The sequence below is a fragment of the Burkholderia cepacia ATCC 25416 genome, from assembly GCF_001411495.1.
GTDB lineage: Bacteria > Pseudomonadota > Gammaproteobacteria > Burkholderiales > Burkholderiaceae > Burkholderia > Burkholderia cepacia.
On sequence record NZ_CP012982.1, the window covers coordinates 1,679,099 to 1,704,592 of the forward strand.

The following is a 25,494-nucleotide window of genomic DNA, read 5'->3' on the forward strand; positions in this document are numbered from 1 at the left end:
GGCCGGCGCCGGCGACATGAACGGGGCGACGCTCAGGCCGACTTCAGCAAGCGCACCCAGCCCGTGTAGCGATCGACGAAACCCTGCAGGAACTTGCGGGTGTCTTCGCTGACGATCTGGCCCTGATCGTCGATGCGTGCCGGATCGTGCTTGATGAACATCTCGGGCTGCCCGAGCGTCTTCACGTCGAGGTACGCGAGCACGTTGCGCAGGTGCTGCTGCGCGAGCGCGGTACCCGTCGCACCCGGCGACGTGCCGAGCACCGCACCCGGCTTGCCCGACCACGAATTGGAACCCCACGGGCGCGAGCCCCAGTCGAGCGCATTCTTCAGCACGCCCGGAATCGAGCGGTTGTACTCCGGCGTGAAGAACAGCAGCGCATCGGCGGCTTCGATCGACTGCTTGAAGCGTTTCGCGACTTCCGGGAAATCCGCGTCGTAGTCCTGGCTGTACAGCGGCAGTTCGCCGATCTCGACGAACTCGAACGAGAAATCGGCGGGGGCGAGCGAGATCACGGCGTGCGCGAGCGCGCGGTTCCACGAAGCGCGACGCAGGCTGCCGACGACCACAGCGATGCGATAGGACATGACATTCTCCTTCCGGTGAGTGAGGAATCGGATCGATTGCTTCCGAACGAGCGACAAAGGTCTGTTTATAGGCAAGCCAGCCCGCGAACCGCCCCACGGGGCCGGCCGGCCGACTTTCCACAAGGTTTTCCACAGAAATTGTGGATAACTTGACCGTTATGATCTGACGTTACAAATTGCCCGCCGCGTGCCGAGGTCGACACACGACACAGGGTTCGGCAAGCATAGCGCAGCGCGTCGACCGGTTTCGTGAATTCGCGACGGAACATGCATTGCAGGCGGGCACCGCGCCCAGTAAGCTGCTCGCACCGCGACGCGCCCGCTTGGTGGCGCACGCGATTGCCTCGAGACACCGCAACCCAGACATGCCGTCCGAATACGACGATCCCGCCTATCTCGCGCAACTGCGGCGCGACCTGCTGCGCTTCGCGCGACTCCAGCTCCGCGATGCCGACGCGGCCGAAGACGCCGTGCAGGAAGCGCTCGCCGCCGCGTGGTCGCACGCGGGCGATTTCGCCGGGCTGTCGGCCCACAAGACCTGGGTGTTCGGCATCCTGCGCAACAAGCTGATCGACGTGCTGCGCGCGCGGCAGCGCACGGTGAGCTTGTCGGCGCTCGATGCCGAGCTCGACGGCGAATCGGCGCTCGATCGCGAGCTGTTCAAGGAAAACGGGCACTGGGCCGCGCATGCGAAGCCGCGACCGTGGCCGCGACCGGAAACGCTGTTGCAGCAGCAGCAGTTCTGGACGCTGTTCCAGACCTGCCTCGACCACCTGCCGGAGCAGATCGGGCGCGTGTTCATGATGCGCGAATTCCTCGACGTCGAGATTACGGACATCTGCAGCGAATTGACGCTGACGACGAATCATTGCAGCGTGCTGCTGTATCGGGCGCGCACGCGCCTGCGAACCTGCCTCAGTGAAAAAGGACTGACGACCGAAGATGCTGCCGGGGAAATGTACTGACGTGACGCGACTGCTGTCGGATGCCCTCGACCGGCATCTGACCCTGCACGAGCGCCTGCAGGTGCGTGTACACCTGCCGACCTGCAGTGGCTGCAGGGCCTATCGCGGTCAGATCGCACTGCTGCGGACAGCCGCGAAAGCGGCGGCGGGGCGGGGGCCGGACGACGACGATGGGTCGTCCGGGGAAGGCTAGGGGCGGCTTGCTTGGTTGCGATCGCCCGGGTGGTGGTCGCACGGTGTCCGGCGATCGTATCGGCTTCGAATGCCGATGTTTGTACCCGGCCGATGCAATCAGAAAAATACGGCGGGCAAGAATTATTCGAACAGCGCCTGCACCGATTCGGGCGGCCGGCCGATGGCGGCCTTGCCGCGATAAACGACGATGGGCCGCTGCAGCAGAATCGGATGAGCGGCAATCGCCGCGTAGGCTTGTGTGTCGGTCAGATCGGCGCGGGCCAGATTCAGCGTCTTGTACGGTTCCTCTCCGTCGCGCAGCATGTCTCGAACCGGGCGGCCAAGCTGCCGATGCAGCGCTTCCAATTCCTCTACCGTCGGTGGCGTCTTCAGGTACTCGACGACATTCAGGGGCGCACCGGTGGTATTCAGCGACTCGATCAAAGCAAGCGTCTCGCGCGACTTCGAGCATCGGGGGTTGTGGTAGATCGTGATCATCATTCAAGCCTGGAGGGTAGAGCCCCGTATTGTAGCCAGTCTGCATCGGGTGTCTGGGCCGGGAGGTTGGCGCGGGATCGCGGGATTTCGAGTGGATTTGCTGCTTCGCGGAAGCAGATGGACCAGGTCGTGCGACGGACCATGAGAGGGGAGTGCTGTTCGGGATGCGCTTCACGGCGTTGCGTTGATGTGTTTATGCGCATAAAGGTGAGCGGTGTTCTGCCGCGGGATGACGGATCGAGGTGCCGCACGCCAGATCAATACGATGGGAGGTTCCGACCGGAAAGGAGGCGGGCGGGTGCGTCGTACGTCGGTTGCTTTATGCGCATAAAGCGGGCGGTTGCCGGGCGAGGCAGCTCTCGATTCGCGGCGTGGTGACAGTGGAAACGTCCTCACGTGGATGCGATTGCTACGTCGACATGCCCGATGGTCAATCGCCGCGCACTGGATTCCGGAGCAGTCGGGGTGTGATCTTTCGCCGCTCGCCGCTCGCCATCGCCATCGCCATCGCCATCGCCATCGCCATCGCCATCGCCATCGCCATCGGCCGCAGTTTATGCGCATAAACGAGACGCCCAAAGGCAGCGAGGTGTGCCGACGTACACGGGTTCAGCGGCATGCCTCAACGCGGTGTACCGGGCCAGGACATACCGCTAACACTCCACTATCAGAGGTGCAGCTCCCCCCGGTCACGCGGTCGACAGCCGCGGTTTCAGCGGAGTTTATGCGCACAAACTCTCCAGCTCTCAGCCCCAACCGCCTCATCGAACGAAAGGGCAGCGCACCACGATCCCGCGGCAACTCGCTACTCACACCAGCGACGCCACACTTGATGATTCAAACCCCGCCCCGTCCATCGACGTTGCAGACATCCGCTACACCATCCAATCGGGCCACTCGCCATCTCCGGTTCGTTTATGCGCATAAACCGATAGCCCGAATGGCCAATGCGTAGTTGTCGAACGACAATTTCATTGAAATTCAAATATCGTCCTGTAGAATTCCAACGACCAAAATAGGAGTGAAAATTGGCCGCGGAAATCATTGCAGTCACTCAACAAAAAGGTGGCGTCGGCAAAAGCACGATTGCCATGCACCTCGGTGCCGCGTTCCATGAAAAAGGGAAGCGCGTCCTCGTCATCGACGCAGACCGTCAAAACACGCTGGTTCACTGGTCGAGCGCATCCGGCGACAGCGAAAACGGCATCCCGTTTCCGGTCGTCAACCTTGCCGAAGCCGATGGCCAGATCCATCGCGAGATCAAGAAGTTCATCAACGACTACGACATCATCGTCGTGGACTGCCCGCCGTCGATCACCGAGAAGGTGTCGGGCGTCGTCCTGCTGGCCGCATCGATTGCCGTGATTCCGACGTCGTCGTCGCCGGCTGATTACTGGTCGAGTGTCGGGCTGGTCAAACTGATCCAGCAGGCGCAGGTCATGAACGAAGACCTCCGCGCGGTCTTCCTGCTGAACAAGACCGAAGAGAAGCGCATGCTGACCCGCGAGCTCAAGCGCGCGCTCGAGGAACTCGGCTTCCCGTTGCTGAAAACGCAGATCCCGACCCGGGAGGCGTACAAGCAGGCGATGGCGCTCGGTCAGACCGTGCTGCAGATGAACGATCGTGGCGGCAAGCTGGCCGCCACGGAAATTCGCGCATGCGCCGACGAAATCGTCGCCATGCTGCCCTGACTTTATGCGCACAAAGGAGTCACATGAAACCCTCCCAATTTGCCAAAGGATTCCAAGCGCGCCCGGATATCACGACGAGCGAGAAGCGCACGGCGCTCGATCGACTCAATGCGATCGACGGCATCGTCAAGTCCGAGACCCCCACCCCGGCGCCGACCAAATCCGCGAAGAAAGACACCGCGCCGCAGCCCGCTCCCGAGCTCACGCTCGATCCGTCGATCGATGAATCGGCGCAATATCGTGCGTGGCGTCTAGAGAACCGCTATGCGCCCGGGCAGGTGATCGAGCTGTCGCTGAAGGCGATCAAGCATAGCCCGTTCAATCCGCGGCACTTCTATCTGAAATCGTCGATTGCAGAACTCGCGGTCAACCTCGCGAAGCAAGGGCAACAGCAGGCGATCCACGTGATTCCGGATTACGACAATCCGGGCACGTATTTCGTCAGCGATGGCGGCCGCCGCGTGCGGGCGCTGAAGGAAGCCAACAAGGAATCGGTCAAGGCGATCGTGATCGACGTGCCGATCGGCATCCAGAGCTACAAGCTCGGCTACGATCTCAACGTCCAGCGCGATTCGCAGACGGTGTTCGACAACGCCGTCGTGTGGCGCCGCTTCCTCGACGACAAGCATTTCCAGAGCCAGAAGGAACTCTCCGAGCACCTCGGCCTCGACGAATCGACGGTGGCCGTCGCCCTGTCGATCGGCAAACTGCCGGAAGCGATCATGCAGGAAATGGTCGCGCGCCCCGATCGCTTCGGTTCAAACATGGCGTATCAGGTCGGCCGCTATCACAATGCGCGCGGCACCGAGGCCACGCTGCGGCTGATCAACAAGATCGTGTCGGACGATCTCAGCACGCGCCAGGTGTCGGACATCGTCAAGGGCCGCGTCGCGGCGCAGGAAACGCCGAAGGCTGCCGGCCGTCAGCGCTATGCGCAGCGTCTCGAGATCAAGCTTGGCGGCAAGTCGGTCGGCGACCTGAAGTCGTATGGCGAAGATCGCATCGAACTGCGCCTGCGCGGCCTCCCGAAGGACAAGCGCGACGCGATCCTCGAGCAGCTCGAGCGGATGCTGTTGTCGGAGTGACGGAAACGGCCGGTTGGGCCTGGTGAAGATGCCGGGCCCGCCAACCGAGGGCGGGGCCGGCGGCGGCCCGTCAGCGGGCCTGAGCGGGCCTCAGGCGGCCCGCGACTGGTTCAGCGTGAACGACAGCAGGTCGCCGTCCGTCGGCTCGCCCCAGGTCTTCTGGGCCAGCCAGTCGAAAAAGGCCGTCTCGGCCAGCTTGGAATCGAGGCCGCGCTTTCGCCAGTCGTCGCGCAGATGGGTGCCCATCGTCGGCAGCGCCTCCGACTCGAACGACTCGCGCGCCACTTCGCGCTCGGCGTCGCCCTGCTCTTCGTACAGCACCTTCGCTTCCTTGCGGCGGAACGCGGCGAATTCGCTCAACAGGCGTGCCTTCAGATCGTCCGGCTGGGCCGCCGCAATCTTCGCAGGCGGCGTGCCGGCAGGCAGCGCGTCGACCGATTCGACCGGCGGCGCATAACCCTTCTTCAGCGCATCCTTGAACAACGCCGGTGCGCTGCGCACCGGCGGCAGCGTCGTGCTGCGCATCCGCTGCTCGGTCATCTGCAGCGCGGCACGAATGCGGTTTTCCTCGCTGTCCGCATAGAGCGTCTGCGCTTCCTTCAGCGGGATCCCGATCTTCACCATCCGGTCGACCAGCGTGCTGTCGAACACGTTCGGATGTTCGTCGAGCGCGAGCATCGGCTGCTTGCGCTCGGTCACACGGAACTGGATCTCCGCGACCCGACGCCCTTCACGGTGTTCGATCAGCTCGACGAAGATGTTGGTGACCGCGTTGACTTCCGCGATCGCGGGACGCAGATAGTCGCGCTTGAAGTACTTGTACTCACGTTTTGCTTCGTCGCCGGCTTCCGTGTCGGGCGTGCCCGACAGGATCGGCCGCCACCATTCCCACGGCTCACGCATCGTCAGGTGGCTCGGGTTCGTCAGGTAGCGCACGCAGATTTCGTACAGCGCGAGGCCGGCGCTGCTGCGCAGCTGGCTCTGGAACTGCAGGCTCAGGCGCGCGTACTGGACCGGGTCGAGCAGCTTTTTCTTGATCTTCGGCGCGAACGAGAATTCGACCCACACGCGGCGGGTCGCCGGATCCTCGAGAATTTCGGCGTCGGCGATCAGCGTCGAGATCCCCCACTTGCGTCCCGGCTTCTGGCTCGACGTCCCCGTGCTCCATTCGACCTGCACCGACACCATGCGGCGCAGGTGTTCCTTCACCAGCGCGGTGTCGTTCGAATCGAAGGCGGAGTTGGCGACGATGTCCGAGAGCAGCGCGCGATACGTATCGCCCGAGTCGTCGGCCTGCTGCGCCACGGCCAGCAGGACATTGAACAGCTTGCGAGTGAGGAGCGTGATCTTGCCGCTCTTCGGCTGAATTGCGATCGCCTCGACGGCCTTACGCAATTCGGCTGAACTGGCACTCACCACATCCACATCGGTTTTCTTGGCGCGCTTCGTCGTGGCCATACGTCGGGTCGGAGGAGAAGTTTTCCGGAAGGATAGCGTCTGCGGTGAAGTGCGTCCAGAACGACATGCTCACCATAGCGGGTGAAGTGCGCGCGTAAAACGGCACTCACCCCAGGCGCTCCCGAAAATCCTCACCGGTCCGGATTTGCAGCGTTCCGGACTCGTCCAGACGTGCTGCGGGATGCGCCGATTCACAGAATTTCACCTGTGCCCGGAACGTGCGAAATGCACTCCCGTATCGGCTCACCTTTCGATTTGTCGTAATTTTACGACTGCGCTGCCGTGAGTTCGTCACAGGGTTGCGATCCCACCTCATCGCGCTTCCCGATACGACCCGTTCAGGCCTGTATGCATGTACAGGCGCGACTCTCCGGGCGATCGTGATCGGGTTCGCCGCCCCGGAAGACGCCCGCCAAACCGGCCCGCGGGACCCGAACGAACCTGCTGTGTCGGCCCGGGCGCGCATTGTACAGCGCACAAACCGTATCGGGTCCCGAAAAAACTCACCTTGAGCACAGCATGTTCATTCATCTGAATGCCGACGAATGCCCGGCACGCGCGGGATCCGCCATCAGAGCCTCCCGAAAACGCTCACCTTACCGAAAAATCGCTGTGCCACTTCTGGCACGGAAATAGCTCCCGAAAAACCTCACCGTAACAGACGCGGTATCAAAAACCTCAATGCCTTCCGATACTTATGCACAGAAGGCATTTGGCTGTGCACCGCCGACATCCCCCGAAAAGCCTCACCTTTCGACGGAAATCCTTCATACGACAACGGTATGTCGCCCCCCGAAAAATCTCACCTGTGCCAAAAAGAGGCACAGCAAAAACGAGATTTCTTCCAGTCCTGGCGGGCTTTTCGGCCAATTCGGCCGTCCACGGATCCCGAAAACGCTCACCTTTGACCATTTTTCAGGCAAATTCCATTCCCGGAAAGGCTCACCTGTGGTCCGAATCACAGTCTGTGATCCATGCCCCGAAAAAGCTCACCTCAGCGGGATCCGGGCAGGAAAACTCGGATTTCCCTCCCGAAAAACCTCACCTTTAGTGCATCACAGGCCCACGAGAGCACTTTTGCTGTGCAAAATGGCGTCCCTTTCCCGGAAATCCTCACACCAAACGCCCGTGGAGTCCCGTGAAACCTCACCTTTCACAGAAACTGCCTAAAAGATGGGCAGAATCGGGGCACAAAGAAGGTCCCGCAAATTCTCACCCATGTCTGCACAGGCAGAAAACTGTGCAGTCAGGCACAGCGCGGGTTCTGTGGCTGTGAGGCCCCGAAAAGCCTCACCTTTGGGAAATCTCGTGTTTCACTGTGATCCCGAATCCGCTCACGACCTTTCCCGCAACGGCTCACGCAGCTCCCTGAACCCCATCACTTCAGCTCCCGCAGAAGATCACCTTGGCTCCCGTAAAACTTCACCTTGTCGGCCGGAAAGCCTTGCAGCATAAGGCTGTGCCGTGGCGTTAACGTTTTTAACTAAGGGTTCAAAGGTGTTTACTTCTAATACTCTCAAGACATCGGCTGCAGAGTTTTCCACAGACACCCCAACCCCTGAACACCGACAGGCAACCGGAGCCGTTGTCATGTGAAACAAATGCCGAAATTCGGGATCGACAGAAAAACGCTTGCACGACAAGGACTTGGCTAACTTTCTTCGCTTTGTTTCACGGAATTCTGGACCACAGTCGCCCAGATCGGCTCACAGATCCGATTTCTGTGCAAAGCGACGCAAATTCACAACGTTGAGCCGAAACAAGTATCAATAAGTACGTATTTCGTTATGATTGCCACACTTCAATGTCTGTGAGCACAGCGATGACCCTGGACGAAATACGCCAAACCATTCGGGACGAACTGGAATCGCTGCGTGCAAGAGGTGCGCGACGGCAGGAATTGTCGCTGCATGCATGCAAGCGGTTGTTCTTCGATCTTGGCATCCGGCCGTCGGCTGCCAACGTCCGCGATCTCACCCAGATCGGCAGCGCCAGCGATATCCCGAAAGACATCGACCATTTCTGGGAGCGCATCCGTTCCGCCTCCAAGGTCAGGCTCGACGGTGCCGCAATTCCGAAAGCGGTCGAAGAAAAAGCCGGCGCGTTGCTCGGGGCACTCTATGAAGAAGCGTTGAAAGCCGCGCGAGACAGCCTCGACGGCGATCGCGAACAGGTTCGCGCCGGCGTGGCCGACGCCGAACAGCGGTTGCGCGACGCAATCGTCCGCCAGGAGACGCTCGAAGGCGCGCTCGCACGTGGCGAAGCGAAAAACGAGCAATTGCAGGCGCGCGTGACCGAGCTCGAAGTCCAGCTTGCATCGCAAACGACGCACGGTTCGGCAAGCGAAGCGACGTTACTCACCACAGTCGCTCGACTGGAGAAGGAGCTGGCTGCGGCGGCCGGCCGTATCGAAGCCGAGCAGGCGCAGAACGCCACGCTGCGCGACCGCATCGATGCGCTTCAAGCCGAACTGCAGCAGCGCACCGAGCACTACGCGCAGCAAATCAAGGACGCGGTGGCCGAAGCCGAACGCCGCGTCAAGCCGATGCTGGTCGAGCTGGATTCGTTGCGCAGCACGGCGTCGACCTACCAGAACGGCTTACGCGACGTTCAGCGCAAGGAATTCGATTTCCTGCAGCAATTGAGTGCGGCCAAGGCGCGCGCAGACCGGCTCGAAGAACAGTTGCGCAGCCAGGGAGATGAACTGGAACGCGCGACGCGCGATGTGAGTTTGCTGCGCGCGAGCCGCGGAATGAATCCGGAAATCGCCGCGCTGATCCGCCGCCTGGCTGATGCCGGGCAACTGGATGCGGAGGCGTTTGCCGCGATCGGCACCTCACTGGATCAAGAGACTCCGGTACCGGCCCATTGTCCGCATTGCGACGGTGAGCCCGAGCTGTCACACGGAAAAGAGGGTTTTGAAGTGGCCTGCCCCGAGTGCGAACACGCTTCGGGCGCATGGCCATCCCGATTGGAAGCCGTCGCCCGCTTTGTGCGCACGTGACGCAATGGGCGGCGGCACTGCACAGGTGAGACGATCCGGGGAGCTTGAGGTGAGGTTTTTCGGGAGCGATTGAACGGTGAGGCTGTGCCGCACAAGGCTGCTCACGGATCGCTTGGCGTGAGCAGCTGTTTGGGGATCAGTGAGTTTCGTCGATGCCCGACGCGTCACCGTCGGCATTGTTGTCGGCCAGACCGTCGCGCCAGTTTTTCCATGCGCGATGCAGGCGGTTCGACGAGATCGGTCGCATGAAGCCCAGCCATTTGCCGACTCGTTCGGGCGGCACGTCGTGTTCGAACAGTTCGGCCGCGTAGGTATTACGCAGGGTTTGCGGGCTGGCGCGCGCGGTGCGTGACGATGTGAGCCCGGCGGATTCGACGATCGCGTCGATGGCGCGCAGCATCGTCGCCTTGTGCATCGGCCGCCCGGCATGGGATGCGGGGAACACGAGTTCACCGGGAATCTCCTGGCGCTTGCGTTCGGTGAGCCACGCTTCGAGCAGGGCGATCGCGAACGACGCCAGATGGGTTTCGCGCGCGAAATCAGGGTGCGTCGACTCGATCTGCAGCGAGGTTCCAGCTGTATTGATGCAACTAATCGTAAGTGCACGAGCTTCACCGGTTTTAATGCCGGCGCCGAGAAACGCGGCAACGAGCGCGCGGTCGCGCCGCTCTTTCCAGTACGCGGAACCGGATACGCCGATCGGCGAAAACAGGTACGTGAGCAACGTCGCGCGCTCGGCCGGCGTGAGGAAACCGGTAGGTTCGTTGTCGCGAGCCTTGCGCCAGTTCGCTTCGCCATCCTGAGCAATGAACCGGGCCGGGTTGGTCGACGCGTATTCGGTGCGCCGGATATGGTCGAGCACGCGCTCGATCAGCCGAAGATAGCGCATTCGCTGGGTTTTCCGGATCGGGAGTTCGCCGACGAAATTCGCGATGGTTGCCGTATCGACCGTCGCCAGATTCTTCTGGTGCGTACGCAGCCACGTGAGAAACGCGCCCCATTGCGCGCGATAGACGTCGGCCGATGAGCGACGATAGTCCTGCATGGCGAGCCATGCATCGAATGCGGCTTCGGGAGAGAGGATCCAGTCGGACGCGCCGCGGTCGAACAGGTCCGTTTCTTCCGGGCGTGCCGGGATGTCGGGAGAGGCGGGAAGGGACATGTGATTTGTTCCGTTAGTTGCGTGTATGGTAGCCCTTTCCGCAACGTCTCGGGCATCAAGAGGCAAGGGGCAGGACAAGGCCGCCACGCGTGGCGGCCTGGGCGGGCAGTCAGTCGCCCCACGCCTTGGACGGGCGGTGAGCCCGCTCGCGAGGCGCGGTGTCGTTCGAGGTTGACGCGGCTTCGTATGCGAGAACCGCGAACGAAAATACGGCGGGTAGCGCGTTCGAGCGCCCGAAGTCGATCGGATCGTCCGTTTCGGGAAACGTCATGTCCGACGGCCGTTCGAACAATTGACGCATGCCGGCCTCGTGCCGGCTGGCAAAGCCGAGATCGGCAAGCGCCTCGGCTTCGATCGCATGCAGCAGGCGCCACGTCAGCGGGACGCGCTGGCGGATATAACGCCCGGCGATATGGCGAACGATCAGCTCGAGGTCGTGCGCGGCAGCCTTGAAGCTGAGCGCGGCCAAATCTTGTTCTTCTGTCATTGCAGGCTCCTGTCGACCGGGCAGGCGCCTCGGTGCGCCGGCTCCAGCCCATGCATGGCGGAATGTCCGTATACTGTACAAACATACAGTGTTTTCCGCAACTGGCCTGCAATCGGCCTTTCGGCCGGCTATCCGCGCCGTCAGCGGTGTATCACGATCAGCAGTGCCCGCGCCTCGGCCTTGCCGGGATTGCGGATCGCGTGCGGCTCGTCGGCCGGGTAGCGCGCTGTGTCGCCTGCCTTCAGGCGCCGGCTTGCCGCCGCGGCTTCGATTTCCATCGCGCCCTGCAGCACGGTGAGGTGCTCGCGCGTGCCGGGCTCGTGGGCGTTCGATATCAGTGCGCCGCCGCCCGGTAGCGTCAGCTCGTACCACTCGAACTTGCCGGCGAGGTCGATCGGGCCCCACACGCGCAACTGGTATCGGCCGTCATGGCCGGCGAGTGTCGGAATGTCGTGCGGGCCGTCGACGCGGATAGTCTCGGGCGCCTTCGGTTGCGAGAACAGCTCGTCGAGCGTGATGCCGAGTGCGTTCGTCAGCCGCCACGCCACGGCGATCGTCGGGTTGGCCTTGTCGCGTTCGATCTCGGAGAGCATCGATTTCGATACGCCGGCTGCGCGCGACAGGTCGTCGAGTGTCAGCTTGCGTTCGTTGCGCAGCCGCTGGATCTGCTCGCCGACACGCGGCGGCGTGGCGGCCGGCGGTTGCGGTGCGGCGCTGGCAGGCGTGCGCCGCGAACCGGAGGAACTTGCCATTTGGATTCCGTTCGCTTAGAGTTGTTCGGTATTTCGAATTCTAGTTCGGAATATCGGATAAATGCGGTCAACCGAACGACCGACTATAACAGTAGCAGGCCGTTGCGCCGCCGCCACGAGTGGCGCGTTGCGGAATGCGAAACCCTGTCAGGAGCTTTGCGATGCGTGATGCCTTTCTCGCCCAGGTGCGCGGGACGCTGGACCAGATCCGCGCGGACGGTTTTTACAAGACCGAGCGCGAGATCGCGAGTCCTCAGGCGGCAGCCGTGCGGCTCGCCGGCGGTGCCGGCGTGCTCAATTTCTGCGCGAACAACTACCTGGGCCTGGCGAACGATCCGCGCCTGATCGACGCGGCGAAGGCCGGCCTCGACCAGGACGGCTTCGGCATGGCATCGGTGCGCTTCATCTGCGGCACGCAAACCGTGCACAAGCAACTGGAAAGCGCGCTGGCCGCCTTTCTCGGCACCGAGGACAGCATCCTCTATTCGAGCTGCTTCGATGCGAACGGCGGGCTGTTCGAGACGCTGCTCGACGAGAACGACGCGGTGATCAGCGACGAGCTGAACCACGCGAGCATCATCGACGGCATCCGCCTCTGCAAGGCAAAGCGTTTCCGCTACAAGAACAACGACCTGTCCGACCTCGAGGCGAAGCTGAAGGAAGCCGATGCAGCGGGCGCGCGCCACAAGCTGATCGCGACCGACGGCGTGTTCTCGATGGACGGCATCATCGCCGACCTGAAAGGCATCTGCGATCTCGCCGATCGCTACGGCGCGCTCGTGATGGTCGACGATTCGCATGCGGTCGGCTTCATCGGCACGCACGGCCGCGGCACACCCGAGCACTGCGGCGTCGAAGGCCGCGTCGACATCATCACGGGTACGCTCGGCAAGGCGCTCGGCGGCGCATCGGGCGGCTATGTCGCCGCGCGTCGCGAAGTCGTCGAGCTGCTGCGCCAGCGCTCGCGCCCGTATCTCTTCTCGAACACGCTTACGCCGAGCATCGCCGCGGCATCGCTGAAGGTGCTGGAACTGCTCGGCAGCGACGAAGGCGCGAAGCTGCGCGAGCGCGTGCGCGAGAACGGCGCGCGGTTTCGCAAGCAGATGACCGAAGCCGGTTTCACGCTCGTGCCGGGTGCGCATCCGATCATCCCGGTGATGCTCGGCGATGCGCAGCTCGCGACGAACATGGCCGACAAGCTGCTCGGCGAAGGCGTCTACGTGATCGGCTTCTCGTTCCCCGTCGTGCCGCGCGGCCGCGCCCGCATCCGCACGCAGATGAGCGCCGCGCATACGCCTGAACAGATCGACCAGACGGTCGCCGCGTTCGTGCGCGTCGGCAAGTCGCTCGGCGTGATCTGACGGAGGCGCGACCATGAAAGCACTGGCAAAGCTCGAACGCGGCCCCGGCCTCACGCTTACGCGCGTGAAGCGTCCCGAAGTCGGCCACAACGACGTGCTGATCAAGATCCGCCGCACGGCGATCTGCGGCACCGACATCCATATCTGGAAGTGGGACGACTGGGCGCAGAAGACGATTCCCGTACCGATGCACGTCGGTCACGAATATGTCGGCGAGATCGTCGAGATGGGGCAGGAAGTGCGCGGCTTCGCGATCGGCGATCGCGTGTCCGGCGAAGGCCACATCACGTGCGGCTTCTGCCGCAACTGTCGCGCGGGGCGCCGGCATCTGTGCCGCAACACGGTCGGCGTCGGCGTGAACCGCGAAGGCGCGTTCGCCGAGTATCTGGCGATTCCGGCATTCAACGCGTTCAAGATCCCGCCCGAGATCTCCGACGATCTCGCGTCGATCTTCGATCCGTTCGGCAACGCGACGCATACGGCGCTGTCGTTCAACCTCGTCGGCGAAGACGTGCTGATCACCGGTGCGGGCCCGATCGGCATCATGGCTGTTGCGATCGCGAAGCACGTCGGCGCGCGCAACGTCGTCATCACCGACATCAACGACTACCGGCTGGAACTCGCGCGCAAGATGGGCGCGACGCGTGCGGTCAACGTCGCGCGCGAGTCGTTGCGCGACGTGATGACCGACCTGCACATGACCGAAGGCTTCGACGTCGGCCTCGAAATGTCGGGTGTGCCGAGCGCGTTCACGAGCATGCTCGAGGCGATGAACCACGGCGGCAAGGTCGCGCTGCTCGGCATTCCGCCCGCGCAGACGGCGATCGACTGGAACCAGGTGATCTTCAAGGGGCTCGAGATCAAGGGCATCTACGGCCGCGAGATGTTCGAGACCTGGTACAAGATGGTCGCGATGCTGCAAAGCGGCCTCGACCTGTCGCCGATCATCACGCATCGCTTCGCGGCCGACGATTACGAGAAAGGCTTTGCCGCGATGCTGTCCGGCGAGAGCGGCAAGGTGATTCTCGACTGGACGGCCTGAGTGCCGCGGGGCAGTGCTGCGTGTTCGCCGCCTGCCCCGCTTTCGTTTACGTCTGCGTTTTCGAGGCCGAAACGCGCGAGTCCAGGCTCAAGGTGAGATTATTCGGGAGCTGTGTTGGCGCGCCGAATCGCGACACGATTGCGCATCGGTGAACTGCAATCGCACGTTCACTTCACCTGACGGAAGCTGCCTCGCTTTCCGCCCTCGTGCCTTCCGGCACCTTCTCTCCCCTTCCAGACACTTCCCTGCTTGCCTTGCCGCGCGATCGCTCGTCATGCAACCGCATGCGATGTCGTGCCGAACCGTGGCGTCGACCGTGAGCCCGCGCGCGTCGTTGCGACTCACTCATGCGTGAAACCATTCGATATCGATCGACGTCGATCGGTGCGCCGACGGCTACTTGATCCGTTCACCGTTCAACCCGCGCGGATCGAGCTGAAGACTCAACACGACGAGCCAGCGTTTCGGACACTGCGGTGCAACGTCGACCGGGCCGCCGTGCACTCCGGGCGCGGTGACGAACCCGTGTTGCGCCGCATATTGATATGCGCGCAACGCATCCGCTTGCAGCCAGAAGCTGACCAGCGCGCACGTCACGAAACGGAACAGCAGCACCGCTGCGGCATCCGGCGCGAAGCCGGCCACGACCAGCAGGCTGTCGAACACGAATGCCAGCACGTGCGCGACCGCGATCGTGACGATCGTCAGCTTCAACACGCCACGCAGCCGCAGTGCAGCGCGCACGCGTGCCTGCCGGACGGCGAGCCGGGTGCGATCGTCGCCGCCTTCGCGCTTCGGCATGTCGTGTTTCACGACGCGGCACCGACAGGTCGTTCAACGTCGATCCGCGTCGTATCACCGGCAACGATGCGACCGCTTGTGACGCAGACCGATTTGCACAGGATCGTGCTGTCGTAGTTGTGCCCCGGAAAGCGCATCATGTCGACCGGTTGAAATCCTTCGCGACGATAGAAATCGATGAGCCGGACCGCCGCGTAAGGTGCGTCGAGCGCCAGGTGCGTCGCGCCGCGCGCGGCGGCCCGCCGTTGCGCGAATGCGAGCAGCGATCGGCCGATGCCGCGGTCCTGCCAGACGGGATCGACGGCAAGCTGGCCGAGCGTCGCGACGTGCCGGCTGCGGTATGGATCGCAGCGGGAATCGGGATCGTGCGAACGCATCGTCATCGTCGCGACCAGGTGCGCGTTGCCGAGCGCAACGAAGCACTCGCCGGTGAGTACGCGTTCGCGTGTCGCCGAGGCCGGCTGATCGACGCACGGGCAGTTGAAGCCCAGTGCGCCGAGCGGTGCGAAGGCGCGATGCAGCAGCGCGGTCAACGTGTCGTACGAATCGTTGCGCGGGTCGAAGCGCCGCACGACGACGCGGCCGTCGAGCCGCTTGGCATAAGCCGCATAGGCGCGCGCGGGGCGCGCGGATTCCGGTCGCTGCATGATGTCCTTTCGCCCAGACAGGGTGAGCGAAGTGTAGTGAGCGTCGCGCGTCCGCTTCAAGAAAAAATGTCGTAAACGCGGCGGACTTGCATCGCGCGGCCAGGTTGCAATTCAGCCCTTCCGCCAGCAGGGCTTTTTCATCCGGGTGTTGACGGTGGAGAACGATCGTTCTACCGTAAACCCATGAACACACATCACGACCCTTCCGGCGAACCGGGCGTTCGCGACCGGCTGCTCGATGCAGCCGAAGCGCTGATCTACTCGGGCGGCATCCATGCAACCGGTGTCGATGCGATCGTCAAGCGATCCGGCGCGGCGCGAAAGAGCTTTTATTCGCATTTCGAATCGAAAGAGGCGCTGGTGGTGGCCGCGCTCGAACGTCGCGACGAACGCTGGATGCGCTGGTTCGTCGACGCGACGCTGGCGCGCGGCAAGGCACCGCGCGTTCAGTTGCTCGGCATGTTCGACGCGCTGCGCGACTGGTTCGGGCAACCCGACTTTCACGGCTGCGCGTTCCTCAACGCATCGGGCGAGATTCCCGATGCCGACGATCCGGTGCGCGTCGTCGCACGCTCGCACAAGGCGCGCTTGCTGGCGTTCGTGCGTGAGCGGTTCGATGCGTATGCCGATGAAACCGGCATCGAGCGCCGCGGGCTCGCGCGCATCGCGCGTCAGTGGCTCGTGCTGATCGACGGCGCAATCGGCGTGGCGCTCGTCAGCGGTGATGCAAACGCCGCGCGCGATGCGCGCGCGACGGCCGAACTGCTGCTCGACGCGGTATCACGATAGTCGAAGCAGCGAATCCGAACCGGCCGCGGTCGTCCGTGGCCAGAACCTGAACAGGAGCAACCCATGTCCGTTTCCGTCGAAGTTCGTCCGCCCGTTCCGCCCTTCACGCTCGAAACGGCGCGCCAGAAAGTGCGCGCCGCCGAGGACGCGTGGAACACACGCGACCCGCAGCGCGTGTCGCTCGCCTATACGCCGCAAAGCCGATGGCGCAATCGTGCGGAATTCGTGACCGGCCGCGACGAGATCGTCGGGCTGCTGCAGCGCAAGTGGGCGCGCGAGCTCGACTACCGGCTGATCAAGGAGCTGTGGGCATTCGACGGCAATCGCATCGCGGTGCGCTTTGCGTACGAATGGCATGACGATGCCGGCAACTGGTTCCGTTCGTACGGCAACGAAAACTGGGAATTCGACGAAAACGGGCTGATGGCGCATCGTCACGCGAGCATCAACGACCTGCCGATTCGCGAGCAGGATCGTCTCTATCACTGGCCGCTCGGCCGTCGTCCGGACGATCATCCCGGGCTGTCCGATCTCGGCCTGTGACGCGCGTGCCGACTCGACGGACCGGCGAACGCATCACCGGGCTTCAACGGTGAGGAAATTCGGGAGTCGATGCGCTGAAGGTGAGGTTTTTCGGGACGAGGGGAAATGTCGCGTCGGACTGTGTGCTTCGAGCCGTTCGACGCGGCATCGTCCCGGGCAAAGCGGACATGTCATGCACGTAGGGATCTCGTGATGCGCGTATCGGTATGCAACGGTGTGCTTCACCACGTGATGCATCTCACCGATCGATCGGGGCCGGTAGCGGTTTGACGATCGGTGTGCACGCGTGTGGCGTGCAGCTCACCGATCGTATCGACGTCGACGCCTGATGGCGCGTGCCGTGCGCGTTGCGGTGCGACGTTGCTCACCGCTCGACTTCACCAGGCAGGCGCAGGAATTCGCACACGTGCGCAAACGCATGGCGTGCAACTCACCGCACACCGATTCGTGCAGCCTCTGCCCGGCGCGTGTGATTGCGATTGCGCCGGGCCTGATCGTCAGCCCGCGATGCGCGCGGCGATCGCCTCGCCCACTTCCTGTGTCCTCGCGTTGCCGCCGAGATCGCGCGTATGCGGCCCCGTGCGCAGCACGTCCTCGATCGCGGCGACGATCGCATCGTGCGCTTCGCGTTCGCGGCCTGCGCCGTTGCCGAGGAAGTCGAGCATCAGGGCCGCCGACCAGATCATCGCGACCGGGTTCGCGATGTATTGCCCCGTGATGTCGGGCGCGGAGCCGTGCACGGGTTCGAACAGCGACGGAAACGTGCGGTCGGGGTTCAGGTTCGCCGACGGCGCGATGCCGATCGTGCCCGTACACGCGGGCCCGAGATCCGACAGGATGTCGCCGAACAGGTTCGACGCGACGACGACGTCGAAGCGGTCCGGCTGCAGCACGAAACGCGCGCACAGGATGTCGATGTGCTGCTTGTCGACGGCGATGTCGGGATAGCGTTCGGCCATCTCGGCCGTGCGCGCGTCCCACCACGGCATGCTGATCGCGATGCCGTTGCTCTTCGTCGCGACGGTGAGGCGCTTCGCGCGCCGCTGCGCGAGTTCGAACGCGAATTTCAGCACGCGCTCGGTGCCGTGACGCGTGAAGATCGCCTGCTGCATCACGATCTCGCGATCGGTGCCTTCGAACATCGTGCCGCCGACCGACGAATACTCGCCCTCGGTGTTCTCGCGCACGATCATGAAGTCGATGTCGCCCGCGCGGCGGCCGGCGAGCGGCGACGGCACGCCGTCGAACAGGCGCGCGGGCCGCAGGTTGATGTACTGGTCGAATTCGCGGCGGAATTTCAGCAGCGAGCCCCACAGCGAAACGTGATCGGGCACCGTCGCGGGCCAGCCGACCGCGCCGAACAGGATTGCGTCCATGCCCGAGAGCTGTGCCTTCCAGTCGTCCGGCATCATCTTGCCGTGCTGTGCGTAGTAGTCGCAGCTCGCCCAGTCGATCTGGACGAAGTCGAAGCGGATGCCGAAGCGCGCGGTCACGGCGTCGAGTGCGCGCAGGCCCTCGGGCATCACTTCGCGGCCGATGCCGTCGCCGGGGATCACGGCAATTCTGTAGGTCTTGTCGGTCATGCAAAGCTCCTTGGCTGGTGGGCTGGCCGCGGGGAGAGGCAGCGGCGCGTCACGTCATTCTATTTATTTCCATCTGGATTAAAATCGCGCGAAAGGTTAATCGACTTTCCACGAATCGTGAACAAATCGCCGAATCTTGACGACCTGCGCGTGTTCAGCCTGGTCGTCCGCCTGACCAGCTTCAGCGCGGCCGCCGAGCAGCTCGCGGTGTCGCCGGCCTATGTCAGCAAGCGCATCGCGTTGCTCGAGGCGCAGCTCGGCACGCGCCTGCTGCATCGCTCGACGCGCCGCGTGACGGTCACGGAAGCAGGCGAGCGCGTGTTCGCGCGCGCCGAGAAGATTCTCGACGACGTCGATCATCTCGTCGAGGACGTGTCGACCACGCGCACGGTGCCGCGCGGCACGTTGCGCATTTCGAGCAGCTTCGGCTTCGGCCGGTACATCGTCGCGCCGGCGCTGCTCGACTTCTCGGCACGCTATCCGCAACTGAACGTGCGGCTCGATCTGTTCGACCGGCTCGTCGACGTCGCGGGCGAAGGCTACGACCTCGACGTGCGCATCGGCGACGAGATCGCCGATCACCTGATCGCGCGCCGCCTTGCCGCGAACTACCGCGTGTTGTGTGCGTCGCCCGACTATCTCGCCCGGCGCGGTACACCGCGCTCGCTCGCGGATCTCGCATCGCACGACTGTCTTGCCATCAAGGAGCGCGATCACCCGTTCGGCGTGTGGCGGCTGAACGTGCGCGGTGAAACGGCCACGGTGAAGGTTGGCGGCGCGCTGTCGACGAACCATGGCGAGGTCGCCGTGCAATGGGCGCTGGCCGGGCGCGGCATCGTGCTGCGTTCGATCTGGGAAGCCGCGCCGCTGATCGAACGCGGTGCACTGTGTCGCGTGCTGCCGGACGCAATCCAGCCCGCGAACATCTGGGCCGTGTATCCGGAGCGCGTCGCGGCGTCGGCGAAAGTGCGCGTGTGCGTGGATTTTCTGATGGAGACGCTGGCCGGTTTGAATGCCGCGGCGGGTGACGATACGGCCTGAAACCGGCTAAAGGTGAGCTTTTACGGGGGCATGTGCGCAACATCGGCAGGCCCCGTTTCCGGCTCGCAACCGCGTCGCGAACCGGTCGCGTCGAACGGGTATCAACACATCGCGGTCGCGAGATGCCGGGCCTGCCGACGCTGGTGCCCGCACACGGCTTACGCCGCTTTTGCCGCGCCTGCCGCCCCGAGCATCAGGTCGAGATTCTGCACGGCTGCGCCGGATGCGCCTTTGCCGAGATTGTCGAACACGGCGGACAGCAGCACCTGGCCGTGCTCGGCATTGACGAACACGCCGAGCCGCATGTCATTGGTGCCGTTCAGCGCTTGCGGATCGAGATGCGTGATCGCATGCGTGTCCGCGAGCGGCGTGACGTCGACGTGGCGCGACTCGGCGTAATGGTGCGCGAGACATGCATGCAGTTGCTCACCGGTCACACCGGCAGGGAGCAGCCGCAACTCGATCGGCACGGTGAGCACGATGCCTTGCCGATAGGCACCGTAAGCCGGCACGAACAACGGACGGTTCGCCAGACCGGCATGCAGCTGGATCTCGGGCGGATGCTTGTGCGCGAGGGCGAGGCCGTAGATCTGCAGCGGTTTCGCGCGTGAAGCGCCGTCCGATTCGAATGCGTCGACGGCAGCCCGCCCGCCGCCCGAGTATCCGGACACGGCATGGATGCTCACCGGGTAGTCGCGCGGCAGCAGCCCGGCCTGTAGCAGCGGCCGCAGCAGCCCGACCGCGCCGGTCGGGTAGCAGCCCGGATTGGTGACACGCCGTGCGTGTGCAATCGCCCGTGCCTGCCCGTCGGCCATCTCGGGAAAGCCGTAGACCCATTCCGGCTGCGTGCGATGGGCCGAACTCGCGTCGATCACGCGTACCGCCGGATTCCGGATGAAGCCGACCGCTTCGCGTGCGGCCGCGTCGGGCAGGCACAGAATCGCGATGTCGGCGGCATTGATCGCTTCGGCGCGCCGCACGGGATCCTTGCGCTCGGCCTCCGGCAGCGCGACGAGCCGCAAGTCGGTGCGCCCGCGCAGGCGCTCGTGGATCTGCAATCCGGTCGTCCCTTGATCGCCGTCGATGTAGACAGTGGGCTGGCTCATGGTGGTCGCGTTCCTTCGGTTCGGTCGTCGGGAAAGCCGTATCGTCCGCCGAACGCCTAGAATAGGAAAAGTTGAATTTACTGACCATCAGATTCAGTTTTCTTGAACGAGAGGTGGAGAATGCGGGAGATCAGCCTGGACCGCCTGCGCACGCTGGTCGCCATCGCGGACCAAGGGTCCTTTGTCGCCGCGGCGCAACTGCTTCACCTCGCGCCGCCGACCGTCAGCCTTCACATTGCCGAACTGGAGAGCCGCATCGGCGCGCCGTTGCTGTCCCGCACGCGTGGAAACGTGCGGCCGTCGCCCATCGGTGAAGTGCTGGTGGAGCGCGCGCGCCGCCTGCTGGCCGAGGTCGAATCCACGCTGGACGATGTGCAGCGACAGGTGCAGGGGTTGACCGGACGCGTACGCCTCGGCGCATCGACCGGGGCGATCGCGCACCTGCTGCCGCAGGCGGTGGCCCGCTTGCGCGAGCAGCATCCGGACATCGATGTCCAGATCGCGGTGCTCACGTCGCACGACACGCTGGCGCGCATCGCACAGGGCACGCTCGATGTCGGGCTGGTGGCGCTGCCGCAGACGGCGGTCGCGGGGCTGTCGATTCGCGCGTGGCGGCGCGATCCGGTGATGGCGTTTCTGCCGGCGGACTGGCCGCTTCCGGCGCGCGTGACGCCCGGCTATCTGGCCGCCCGCCCGCTGATTCTCAACGATGCGACCACCCGCCTGTCACGGCTGACGACGGAATGGTTCGCGCTCGGCGGCCACCGGCCGGAGCCGCGGATCGAACTCAACTACAACGATGCGATCAAGAGCCTGGTCGCCGCGGGCTACGGCGCGACGCTGCTGCCGCACGAGGCGGGCGCCCCGCTGCCCGATGCGCGCATCGTCATGCGGGCGTTGCGCCCGGCGTTGTGGCGTGAACTGGGGATCGCCCATCGGGCGGGGCCGGTCGAGCGGGCGACCCAGCATGTACTCGATGCGTTGTGGGCGCTCGGCGCGCGATAGCGCACCGGCATGCGGGCTAGGCGGCGCGGCGGTTCATGCGTGCATGCCGTGCCCGTGCATCCACGGCATGCCGTCTCAAAGCCGGTTGTCCTTCGCGAGCGTCAGCACGCGCGCCCAGCGTTGCGCGTCGCGCTTGTCCATCATCGGCAGCGTCCATTCGCTGCGCACGCCATCGCGCACGTGCACGACGAGGTGCCAGCGGCCACCGATCGGCGCGGCCTGGCAGCCGTCGAGCTGCGACAGCGTATAGCGGCCGTCCGCGCCGTCGTGCGACAGCCACAGCAGCCCCTGCGTTGCGGACACGCGCAGCTCGCCCCACGCGCGGTGCACGACGTGGGTCCAGCCTTCTTCCTTCGTATTCGGTGCGATGTCGCGGTGGCGCTTGATCCACCAGGCGACCAGCGCGATCAGGATCGCGGCGGCGAGCACGGCGGCCGCGATCGCGACCGGCTGGCCGAACTGTGCGGCGATGACGTGAAACAGGTGAACCGCGCCCCATCCGGCAGCGATGAGCGCGAACAGTGCAATGAAGATCGGCATGTCTGATCGGAGAAGAGGACGGATCGGCGCATGCATCGCGCCGATCCGTCGCGCACGGCATTACCGTTTGCGGTGAATGTCGTGCGTCACGAAGCCCGCGTCGTTGTTGGGCAGCGCGAGGCCGTCCTTGACTGCGAGCGTCTTGCGGATGTCGTCGAGACCCGCGGACCAGTGGTCACGCATCGTCGACAGACCGAACTGATAGTCCTTGTAGTGATGCTCGTACGCCTTCTGCTGGTAGATCAGGTGCTGGATGTTGTACTTCTTGCTGGACGACATCGCATCGGCCTCGACGCACCAGGGATCCGCCTTGCGCTGCTCTTCCGGCACCTGCTCGAGCACGTGGCGCAGCACGTTGCGGTAGCGCTGTTCGCGCTGCAGCGTGTCGGTCACGAAGCGCGTGCGGCTCGAATACTGCACGTCCTTCGTGCGCTCGGCGACGTCGGCCATCGTGCGCGGCAGCGGCCCGCGCGCGCTCCACAGGTCGACCTGGAACGCGAGCGTGTCGCGGCGCGGCCGTGCGCGGAGCACTTCCATCAGCGGCGTGTTCGACACGACACCGCCGTCCCAGTAGTACTCGCCGTCGATCTCGACCGGCGGGAACGCGGGCGGCAGCGCGCCGGACGCCATGAAATGCTCGGGTGCCAGACGGATGCGCGAGTTGTCGAAGTACACGAAGTTGCCGGTGCCGACGTTGACCGCGCCGACCGACACGCGCGTTTCGCCCGAATTGATCCGGTCGAAATCGCACAGCTTCAGCAGCGTCGCGCGCAATTGAGACGTGTCGTACCAGCTGATCTTCTCCGGATGATCCGACACGCCCGGCAGCGGCGGCGGAAAGCGCGGCACGAAGAAGCCCTGCTGGCCCTGCATCATCGCGCTCGCGGCCTGCGACGCGGTGAAGAACGTACGAACCTGGTCGATGCTGTTGAACAGCGCGAACTCGAATGCGGCCGGAACCGTCGGGAAGAACGCCGGCTTGCAGATCGTTTCCCAGAACTCGCGCAGCCGCTCGACGCGATGCTCGGGCGCATTGCCCGCGATCAGCGCGGTGTTGAGCGCGCCGATCGAGATGCCCGCGATCCAGTCGAGCGGAATGCCCGCCTCGTGCAGCCCTTCGAACACGCCGGCCTGGTACGCGCCGAGCGCGCCGCCGCCTTGCAGCACGAGCGCGATCGTTTCGTACGGCAGCGTGCGCGCGGCGGCCGGTGCGCCGGCCTCGTGATGCAGGTCCGCCGCATCGACGGCCTGCTTTTCGGTGCGGGCGTGCGGCTTCATTGCATGAACCAGCCGTGGCTGACGATGAACGACTGGCCCGTGAGCGCGGCGCTCGGGAACGCCGACAGGAACAGCACCGTCTGCGCGACGTCCTGCACCGTCGTGAACACGCCGTCGACCGTATTGCCGAGCATCACCTTCTTCACCACTTCCTCTTCGCTGATCCCGAGTTCCTTCGCCTGCTCCGGAATCTGCTTGTCGACCAGCGGCGTGCGCACGAAGCCCGGACATACGACGTGCGAGCGCACGTTGTGCTTCGCGCCTTCCTTCGCCAGCACGCGGGCCAGGCCGAGCAGCCCGTGCTTGGCCGTCACGTACGCCGATTTCAGCGGCGACGCTTCGTGCGAGTGCACCGAACCCATGTAGATCACGACACCGCCGCGATCGTCCTTGTACATGTGCTTGAGCGCGGCCTTGGTCGTCAGGAATGCACCGTCGACGTGGATCGCCTGCATCTTCTTCCAGTCGGAGAACGAGTAGTTCTCGATCGGGTTGACGATCTGGATGCCCGCGTTCGACACGAGGATGTCGACCGAGCCGAACGTTGCGGCCACCTTGTCGATACCGCTGTTCACGGCTTCCTCGTTCGTCACATCCATCGCGACGCCGATCGCCTTGCCGCCCGCCTTGACGATCTCGTCGGCAACGGCGTTCGCGCCGTCCTGGTTCAGGTCGGCGATCGCGACGGCCGCGCCCGCTTTCGCGAGCTCGAGTGCGATTTCCTTGCCGATGCCGCTCGCGGCGCCCGTGACGACTGCGGTCTTGCCATTCAGGTTGCTCATGTTCGAATTCCCGTGGTGAAAGGTTTGACAGGGAGAAAGGACTGCGGACGTGTTACTGAGCCAGGTAATCGTAGACGACTTCGCCGAGGCCCAGTGTCAAATCCGCGACGATGTGCCGGGCTTCGACGATTTCGAGCACGGGCAGGTCGGCTACCGGCGCGAGCGCGTGCGGCGCCAGCTCGAGCGATGCGGGGCCCGTCCACGCGCCCTTCATCTTGATGTCCTGCATGTAGTAGCGCACCAGTTCGCAGACGCGCGCAGTGCCGTCGACGTGCGGGATGATCTTCAGCAGGAAATTGGGGCCGGCAAGACGCTTCGTCTGCTCGTCGATGTCGAGTTCCTTGTGCTTGTAGCCCATCGTGCCGGTCGCGACGCGCACCTTGCCGTAGTCGAGCGTGCCGAGGAGGTGGTCGGTGTTCACGTGCAGCGTGGGCGATGCGAGTTTCTTCGGGAAGCCCCACAGTTCGCGGCCGCCGGCGATCGGCGGGTGATCGTCGAGATACATCGCGAGCGTATAGCCGCCCGGCTGGCCGTTGTACTCGACGGGAATGACCTGGCCGCTTTCGGTGTAATCGCCGAAGCCGGTCGAATCGGCCATGCGGATGAATTCGTAATGCACGAGCGGCTCGGTGACCTGCAGCGGCTCGGGGACGATTTCGCGGAGACGGTCCGGATCGGTGCGATACGTGATGATCAGGAACTCACGATCGACGAAACGGTAAGGGCCCATCGGGAAGGCAGGGCTGGTCAACGGCATCGCAAACGCTTTCGATCGGACATCGCTGGGTTTCATGCGGACTCCTTGTTGTTGATCGCTTCGTGGATGAGTGCTCGTAAGCTCGTAATCCTATGCCTGTGCGTTGCCGTTGTGCGATGCCGCATATGGAATTAATTGTTGCCGATTTCGTAGAATTCGACGCGTAAATATTGAGATGAATGATGCAAACGGTCCGGACAGCCCCCGGCGTCCCGATATTCGCATGCATCGATGACGTCACGATGTGAAAAAGGTGAGTCTTTACGGGACGGCAGGTGAGCCTTTCCGGGAGGCGGTCGCGCGGGAATGTGACAATTGTGTGAACTTGTGCTGCAGTGCAAGCTCTAAGTGCGTTC

General features: G+C 64.0%; 25 protein-coding genes. 11 read left to right on the top strand and 14 right to left on the bottom strand.

Features of this window, described 5'->3' with window-relative positions:
* Positions 1-32 precede the first annotated feature (32 nt).
* Entirely contained in the window at positions 33-587 is a 555-nt protein-coding gene (locus tag APZ15_RS24820; protein ID WP_011353625.1) for an NADPH-dependent FMN reductase, read from the bottom strand.
* 365 nt (positions 588-952) lie between these two features.
* Between APZ15_RS24820 and APZ15_RS24825 the strand changes: the two genes are divergently transcribed.
* Together APZ15_RS24825 and APZ15_RS39760 are read left to right on the top strand one after the other, a co-directional pair.
* Entirely contained in the window at positions 953-1,552 is a 600-nt protein-coding gene (locus tag APZ15_RS24825; protein ID WP_027790201.1) for an RNA polymerase factor sigma-70, read from the top strand.
* Positions 1,530-1,745: a zf-HC2 domain-containing protein gene (locus APZ15_RS39760; RefSeq protein WP_059495285.1), complete on the top strand. Its 216-nt coding sequence runs from the start codon at positions 1,530-1,532 to the stop codon at positions 1,743-1,745. The genes APZ15_RS24825 and APZ15_RS39760 overlap by 23 nt, the downstream gene beginning before the upstream one ends.
* A gap of 122 nt (positions 1,746-1,867) precedes the next feature.
* On the opposite strand, the gene arsC is transcribed toward APZ15_RS39760, so the two are convergent.
* Positions 1,868-2,227, bottom strand: a complete 360-nt coding sequence (gene arsC, locus APZ15_RS24830; protein WP_034195996.1) for an arsenate reductase (glutaredoxin) — start codon at positions 2,225-2,227, stop codon at positions 1,868-1,870.
* Positions 2,228-3,252: 1,025 nt separating this feature from the next.
* On the opposite strand from arsC, the gene parA reads away from it, so the two are divergent.
* Positions 3,253-3,915 carry a ParA family partition ATPase gene (parA, locus tag APZ15_RS24835; RefSeq protein ID WP_027790199.1) on the top strand — a complete coding sequence of 221 codons (663 nt, stop codon included), beginning with the start codon at positions 3,253-3,255 and terminating at the stop codon, positions 3,913-3,915.
* A 23-nt stretch (positions 3,916-3,938) separates the two neighbouring features.
* Positions 3,939-5,000 (top strand): ParB/RepB/Spo0J family partition protein, encoded by a 1,062-nt coding sequence (locus APZ15_RS24840; protein ID WP_021163724.1) that lies wholly within the window; start codon positions 3,939-3,941, stop codon positions 4,998-5,000.
* A 90-nt stretch (positions 5,001-5,090) separates the two neighbouring features.
* Here the strand turns inward: APZ15_RS24840 and APZ15_RS24845 are convergent, their stop codons facing one another.
* Positions 5,091-6,458 (bottom strand): replication initiation protein, encoded by a 1,368-nt coding sequence (locus tag APZ15_RS24845; RefSeq protein ID WP_021163723.1) that lies wholly within the window; start codon positions 6,456-6,458, stop codon positions 5,091-5,093.
* A gap of 1,822 nt (positions 6,459-8,280) precedes the next feature.
* Here APZ15_RS24845 and APZ15_RS24850 point away from each other — a divergent pair.
* On the top strand, positions 8,281-9,462 hold the full coding sequence (locus APZ15_RS24850; RefSeq protein ID WP_027790198.1) for a DNA-binding protein: 1,182 nt from the start codon (positions 8,281-8,283) through the stop codon (positions 9,460-9,462).
* Positions 9,463-9,598: 136 nt separating this feature from the next.
* Here APZ15_RS24850 and APZ15_RS24855 read toward each other — a convergent pair whose 3' ends face one another.
* From APZ15_RS24855 to APZ15_RS24865, 3 genes are all read right to left on the bottom strand, one after another.
* Positions 9,599-10,624, bottom strand: coding sequence for a tyrosine-type recombinase/integrase (locus APZ15_RS24855; RefSeq protein ID WP_027790197.1), 1,026 nt, complete (start codon positions 10,622-10,624; stop codon positions 9,599-9,601).
* Between the two features lie 109 nt (positions 10,625-10,733).
* Positions 10,734-11,111 (bottom strand): DUF2471 family protein, encoded by a 378-nt coding sequence (locus APZ15_RS24860; protein WP_021163720.1) that lies wholly within the window; start codon positions 11,109-11,111, stop codon positions 10,734-10,736.
* A gap of 140 nt (positions 11,112-11,251) precedes the next feature.
* Entirely contained in the window at positions 11,252-11,863 is a 612-nt protein-coding gene (locus APZ15_RS24865) for a helix-turn-helix domain-containing protein (RefSeq protein ID WP_027790196.1), read from the bottom strand.
* 161 nt (positions 11,864-12,024) lie between these two features.
* Between APZ15_RS24865 and APZ15_RS24870 the strand changes: the two genes are divergently transcribed.
* Both APZ15_RS24870 and tdh read left to right on the top strand, forming a co-directional pair.
* Entirely contained in the window at positions 12,025-13,224 is a 1,200-nt protein-coding gene (locus APZ15_RS24870) for a glycine C-acetyltransferase (protein WP_021163718.1), read from the top strand.
* A 13-nt stretch (positions 13,225-13,237) separates the two neighbouring features.
* A complete protein-coding gene (gene tdh, locus APZ15_RS24875; RefSeq protein WP_021163717.1) occupies positions 13,238-14,266 on the top strand; it encodes an L-threonine 3-dehydrogenase in 1,029 nt (342 codons plus the stop codon).
* A gap of 396 nt (positions 14,267-14,662) precedes the next feature.
* On the opposite strand, the gene APZ15_RS24880 is transcribed toward tdh, so the two are convergent.
* A complete protein-coding gene (locus APZ15_RS24880) occupies positions 14,663-15,079 on the bottom strand; it encodes a hypothetical protein (RefSeq protein ID WP_027790195.1) in 417 nt (138 codons plus the stop codon).
* On the bottom strand, positions 15,076-15,714 hold the full coding sequence (locus APZ15_RS24885; RefSeq protein WP_027790194.1) for a GNAT family N-acetyltransferase: 639 nt from the start codon (positions 15,712-15,714) through the stop codon (positions 15,076-15,078). The genes APZ15_RS24880 and APZ15_RS24885 overlap by 4 nt, the downstream gene beginning before the upstream one ends.
* 183 nt (positions 15,715-15,897) lie before the next feature.
* Between APZ15_RS24885 and APZ15_RS24890 the strand changes: the two genes are divergently transcribed.
* Positions 15,898-16,503: a TetR/AcrR family transcriptional regulator gene (locus APZ15_RS24890; protein ID WP_027790193.1), complete on the top strand. Its 606-nt coding sequence runs from the start codon at positions 15,898-15,900 to the stop codon at positions 16,501-16,503.
* A gap of 63 nt (positions 16,504-16,566) precedes the next feature.
* Entirely contained in the window at positions 16,567-17,046 is a 480-nt protein-coding gene (locus tag APZ15_RS24895; protein WP_027790192.1) for a nuclear transport factor 2 family protein, read from the top strand.
* A gap of 497 nt (positions 17,047-17,543) precedes the next feature.
* On the opposite strand, the gene APZ15_RS24900 is transcribed toward APZ15_RS24895, so the two are convergent.
* The gene (locus APZ15_RS24900; protein WP_027790191.1) at positions 17,544-18,629 is read right to left on the bottom strand and encodes a tartrate dehydrogenase; all 1,086 of its coding nucleotides are present in this window, start codon (positions 18,627-18,629) and stop codon (positions 17,544-17,546) included.
* A 117-nt stretch (positions 18,630-18,746) separates the two neighbouring features.
* On the opposite strand from APZ15_RS24900, the gene APZ15_RS24905 reads away from it, so the two are divergent.
* A complete protein-coding gene (locus APZ15_RS24905; RefSeq protein ID WP_027790190.1) occupies positions 18,747-19,670 on the top strand; it encodes a LysR substrate-binding domain-containing protein in 924 nt (307 codons plus the stop codon).
* Between the two features lie 158 nt (positions 19,671-19,828).
* Here the strand turns inward: APZ15_RS24905 and argC are convergent, their stop codons facing one another.
* On the bottom strand, positions 19,829-20,776 hold the full coding sequence (argC, locus tag APZ15_RS24910; RefSeq protein ID WP_027790189.1) for an N-acetyl-gamma-glutamyl-phosphate reductase: 948 nt from the start codon (positions 20,774-20,776) through the stop codon (positions 19,829-19,831).
* 120 nt (positions 20,777-20,896) lie between these two features.
* On the opposite strand from argC, the gene APZ15_RS24915 reads away from it, so the two are divergent.
* On the top strand, positions 20,897-21,781 hold the full coding sequence (locus APZ15_RS24915) for a LysR family transcriptional regulator (RefSeq protein WP_027790188.1): 885 nt from the start codon (positions 20,897-20,899) through the stop codon (positions 21,779-21,781).
* Positions 21,782-21,856: 75 nt separating this feature from the next.
* On the opposite strand, the gene APZ15_RS24920 is transcribed toward APZ15_RS24915, so the two are convergent.
* From APZ15_RS24920 to APZ15_RS24935, 4 genes are read right to left on the bottom strand one after another with little or no spacing between them, the layout of a single operon-like run.
* Positions 21,857-22,321: a hypothetical protein gene (locus tag APZ15_RS24920; protein WP_027790187.1), complete on the bottom strand. Its 465-nt coding sequence runs from the start codon at positions 22,319-22,321 to the stop codon at positions 21,857-21,859.
* A gap of 60 nt (positions 22,322-22,381) precedes the next feature.
* A complete protein-coding gene (locus APZ15_RS24925; RefSeq protein WP_027790186.1) occupies positions 22,382-23,599 on the bottom strand; it encodes a patatin-like phospholipase family protein in 1,218 nt (405 codons plus the stop codon).
* Positions 23,596-24,381: a 3-hydroxybutyrate dehydrogenase gene (locus tag APZ15_RS24930; RefSeq protein ID WP_027790185.1), complete on the bottom strand. Its 786-nt coding sequence runs from the start codon at positions 24,379-24,381 to the stop codon at positions 23,596-23,598. Before APZ15_RS24930 ends, APZ15_RS24925 begins: the two co-directional genes overlap by 4 nt.
* 52 nt (positions 24,382-24,433) lie before the next feature.
* Positions 24,434-25,174, bottom strand: coding sequence for an acetoacetate decarboxylase (locus APZ15_RS24935; RefSeq protein WP_021157498.1), 741 nt, complete (start codon positions 25,172-25,174; stop codon positions 24,434-24,436).
* Positions 25,175-25,494 lie beyond the last annotated feature (320 nt).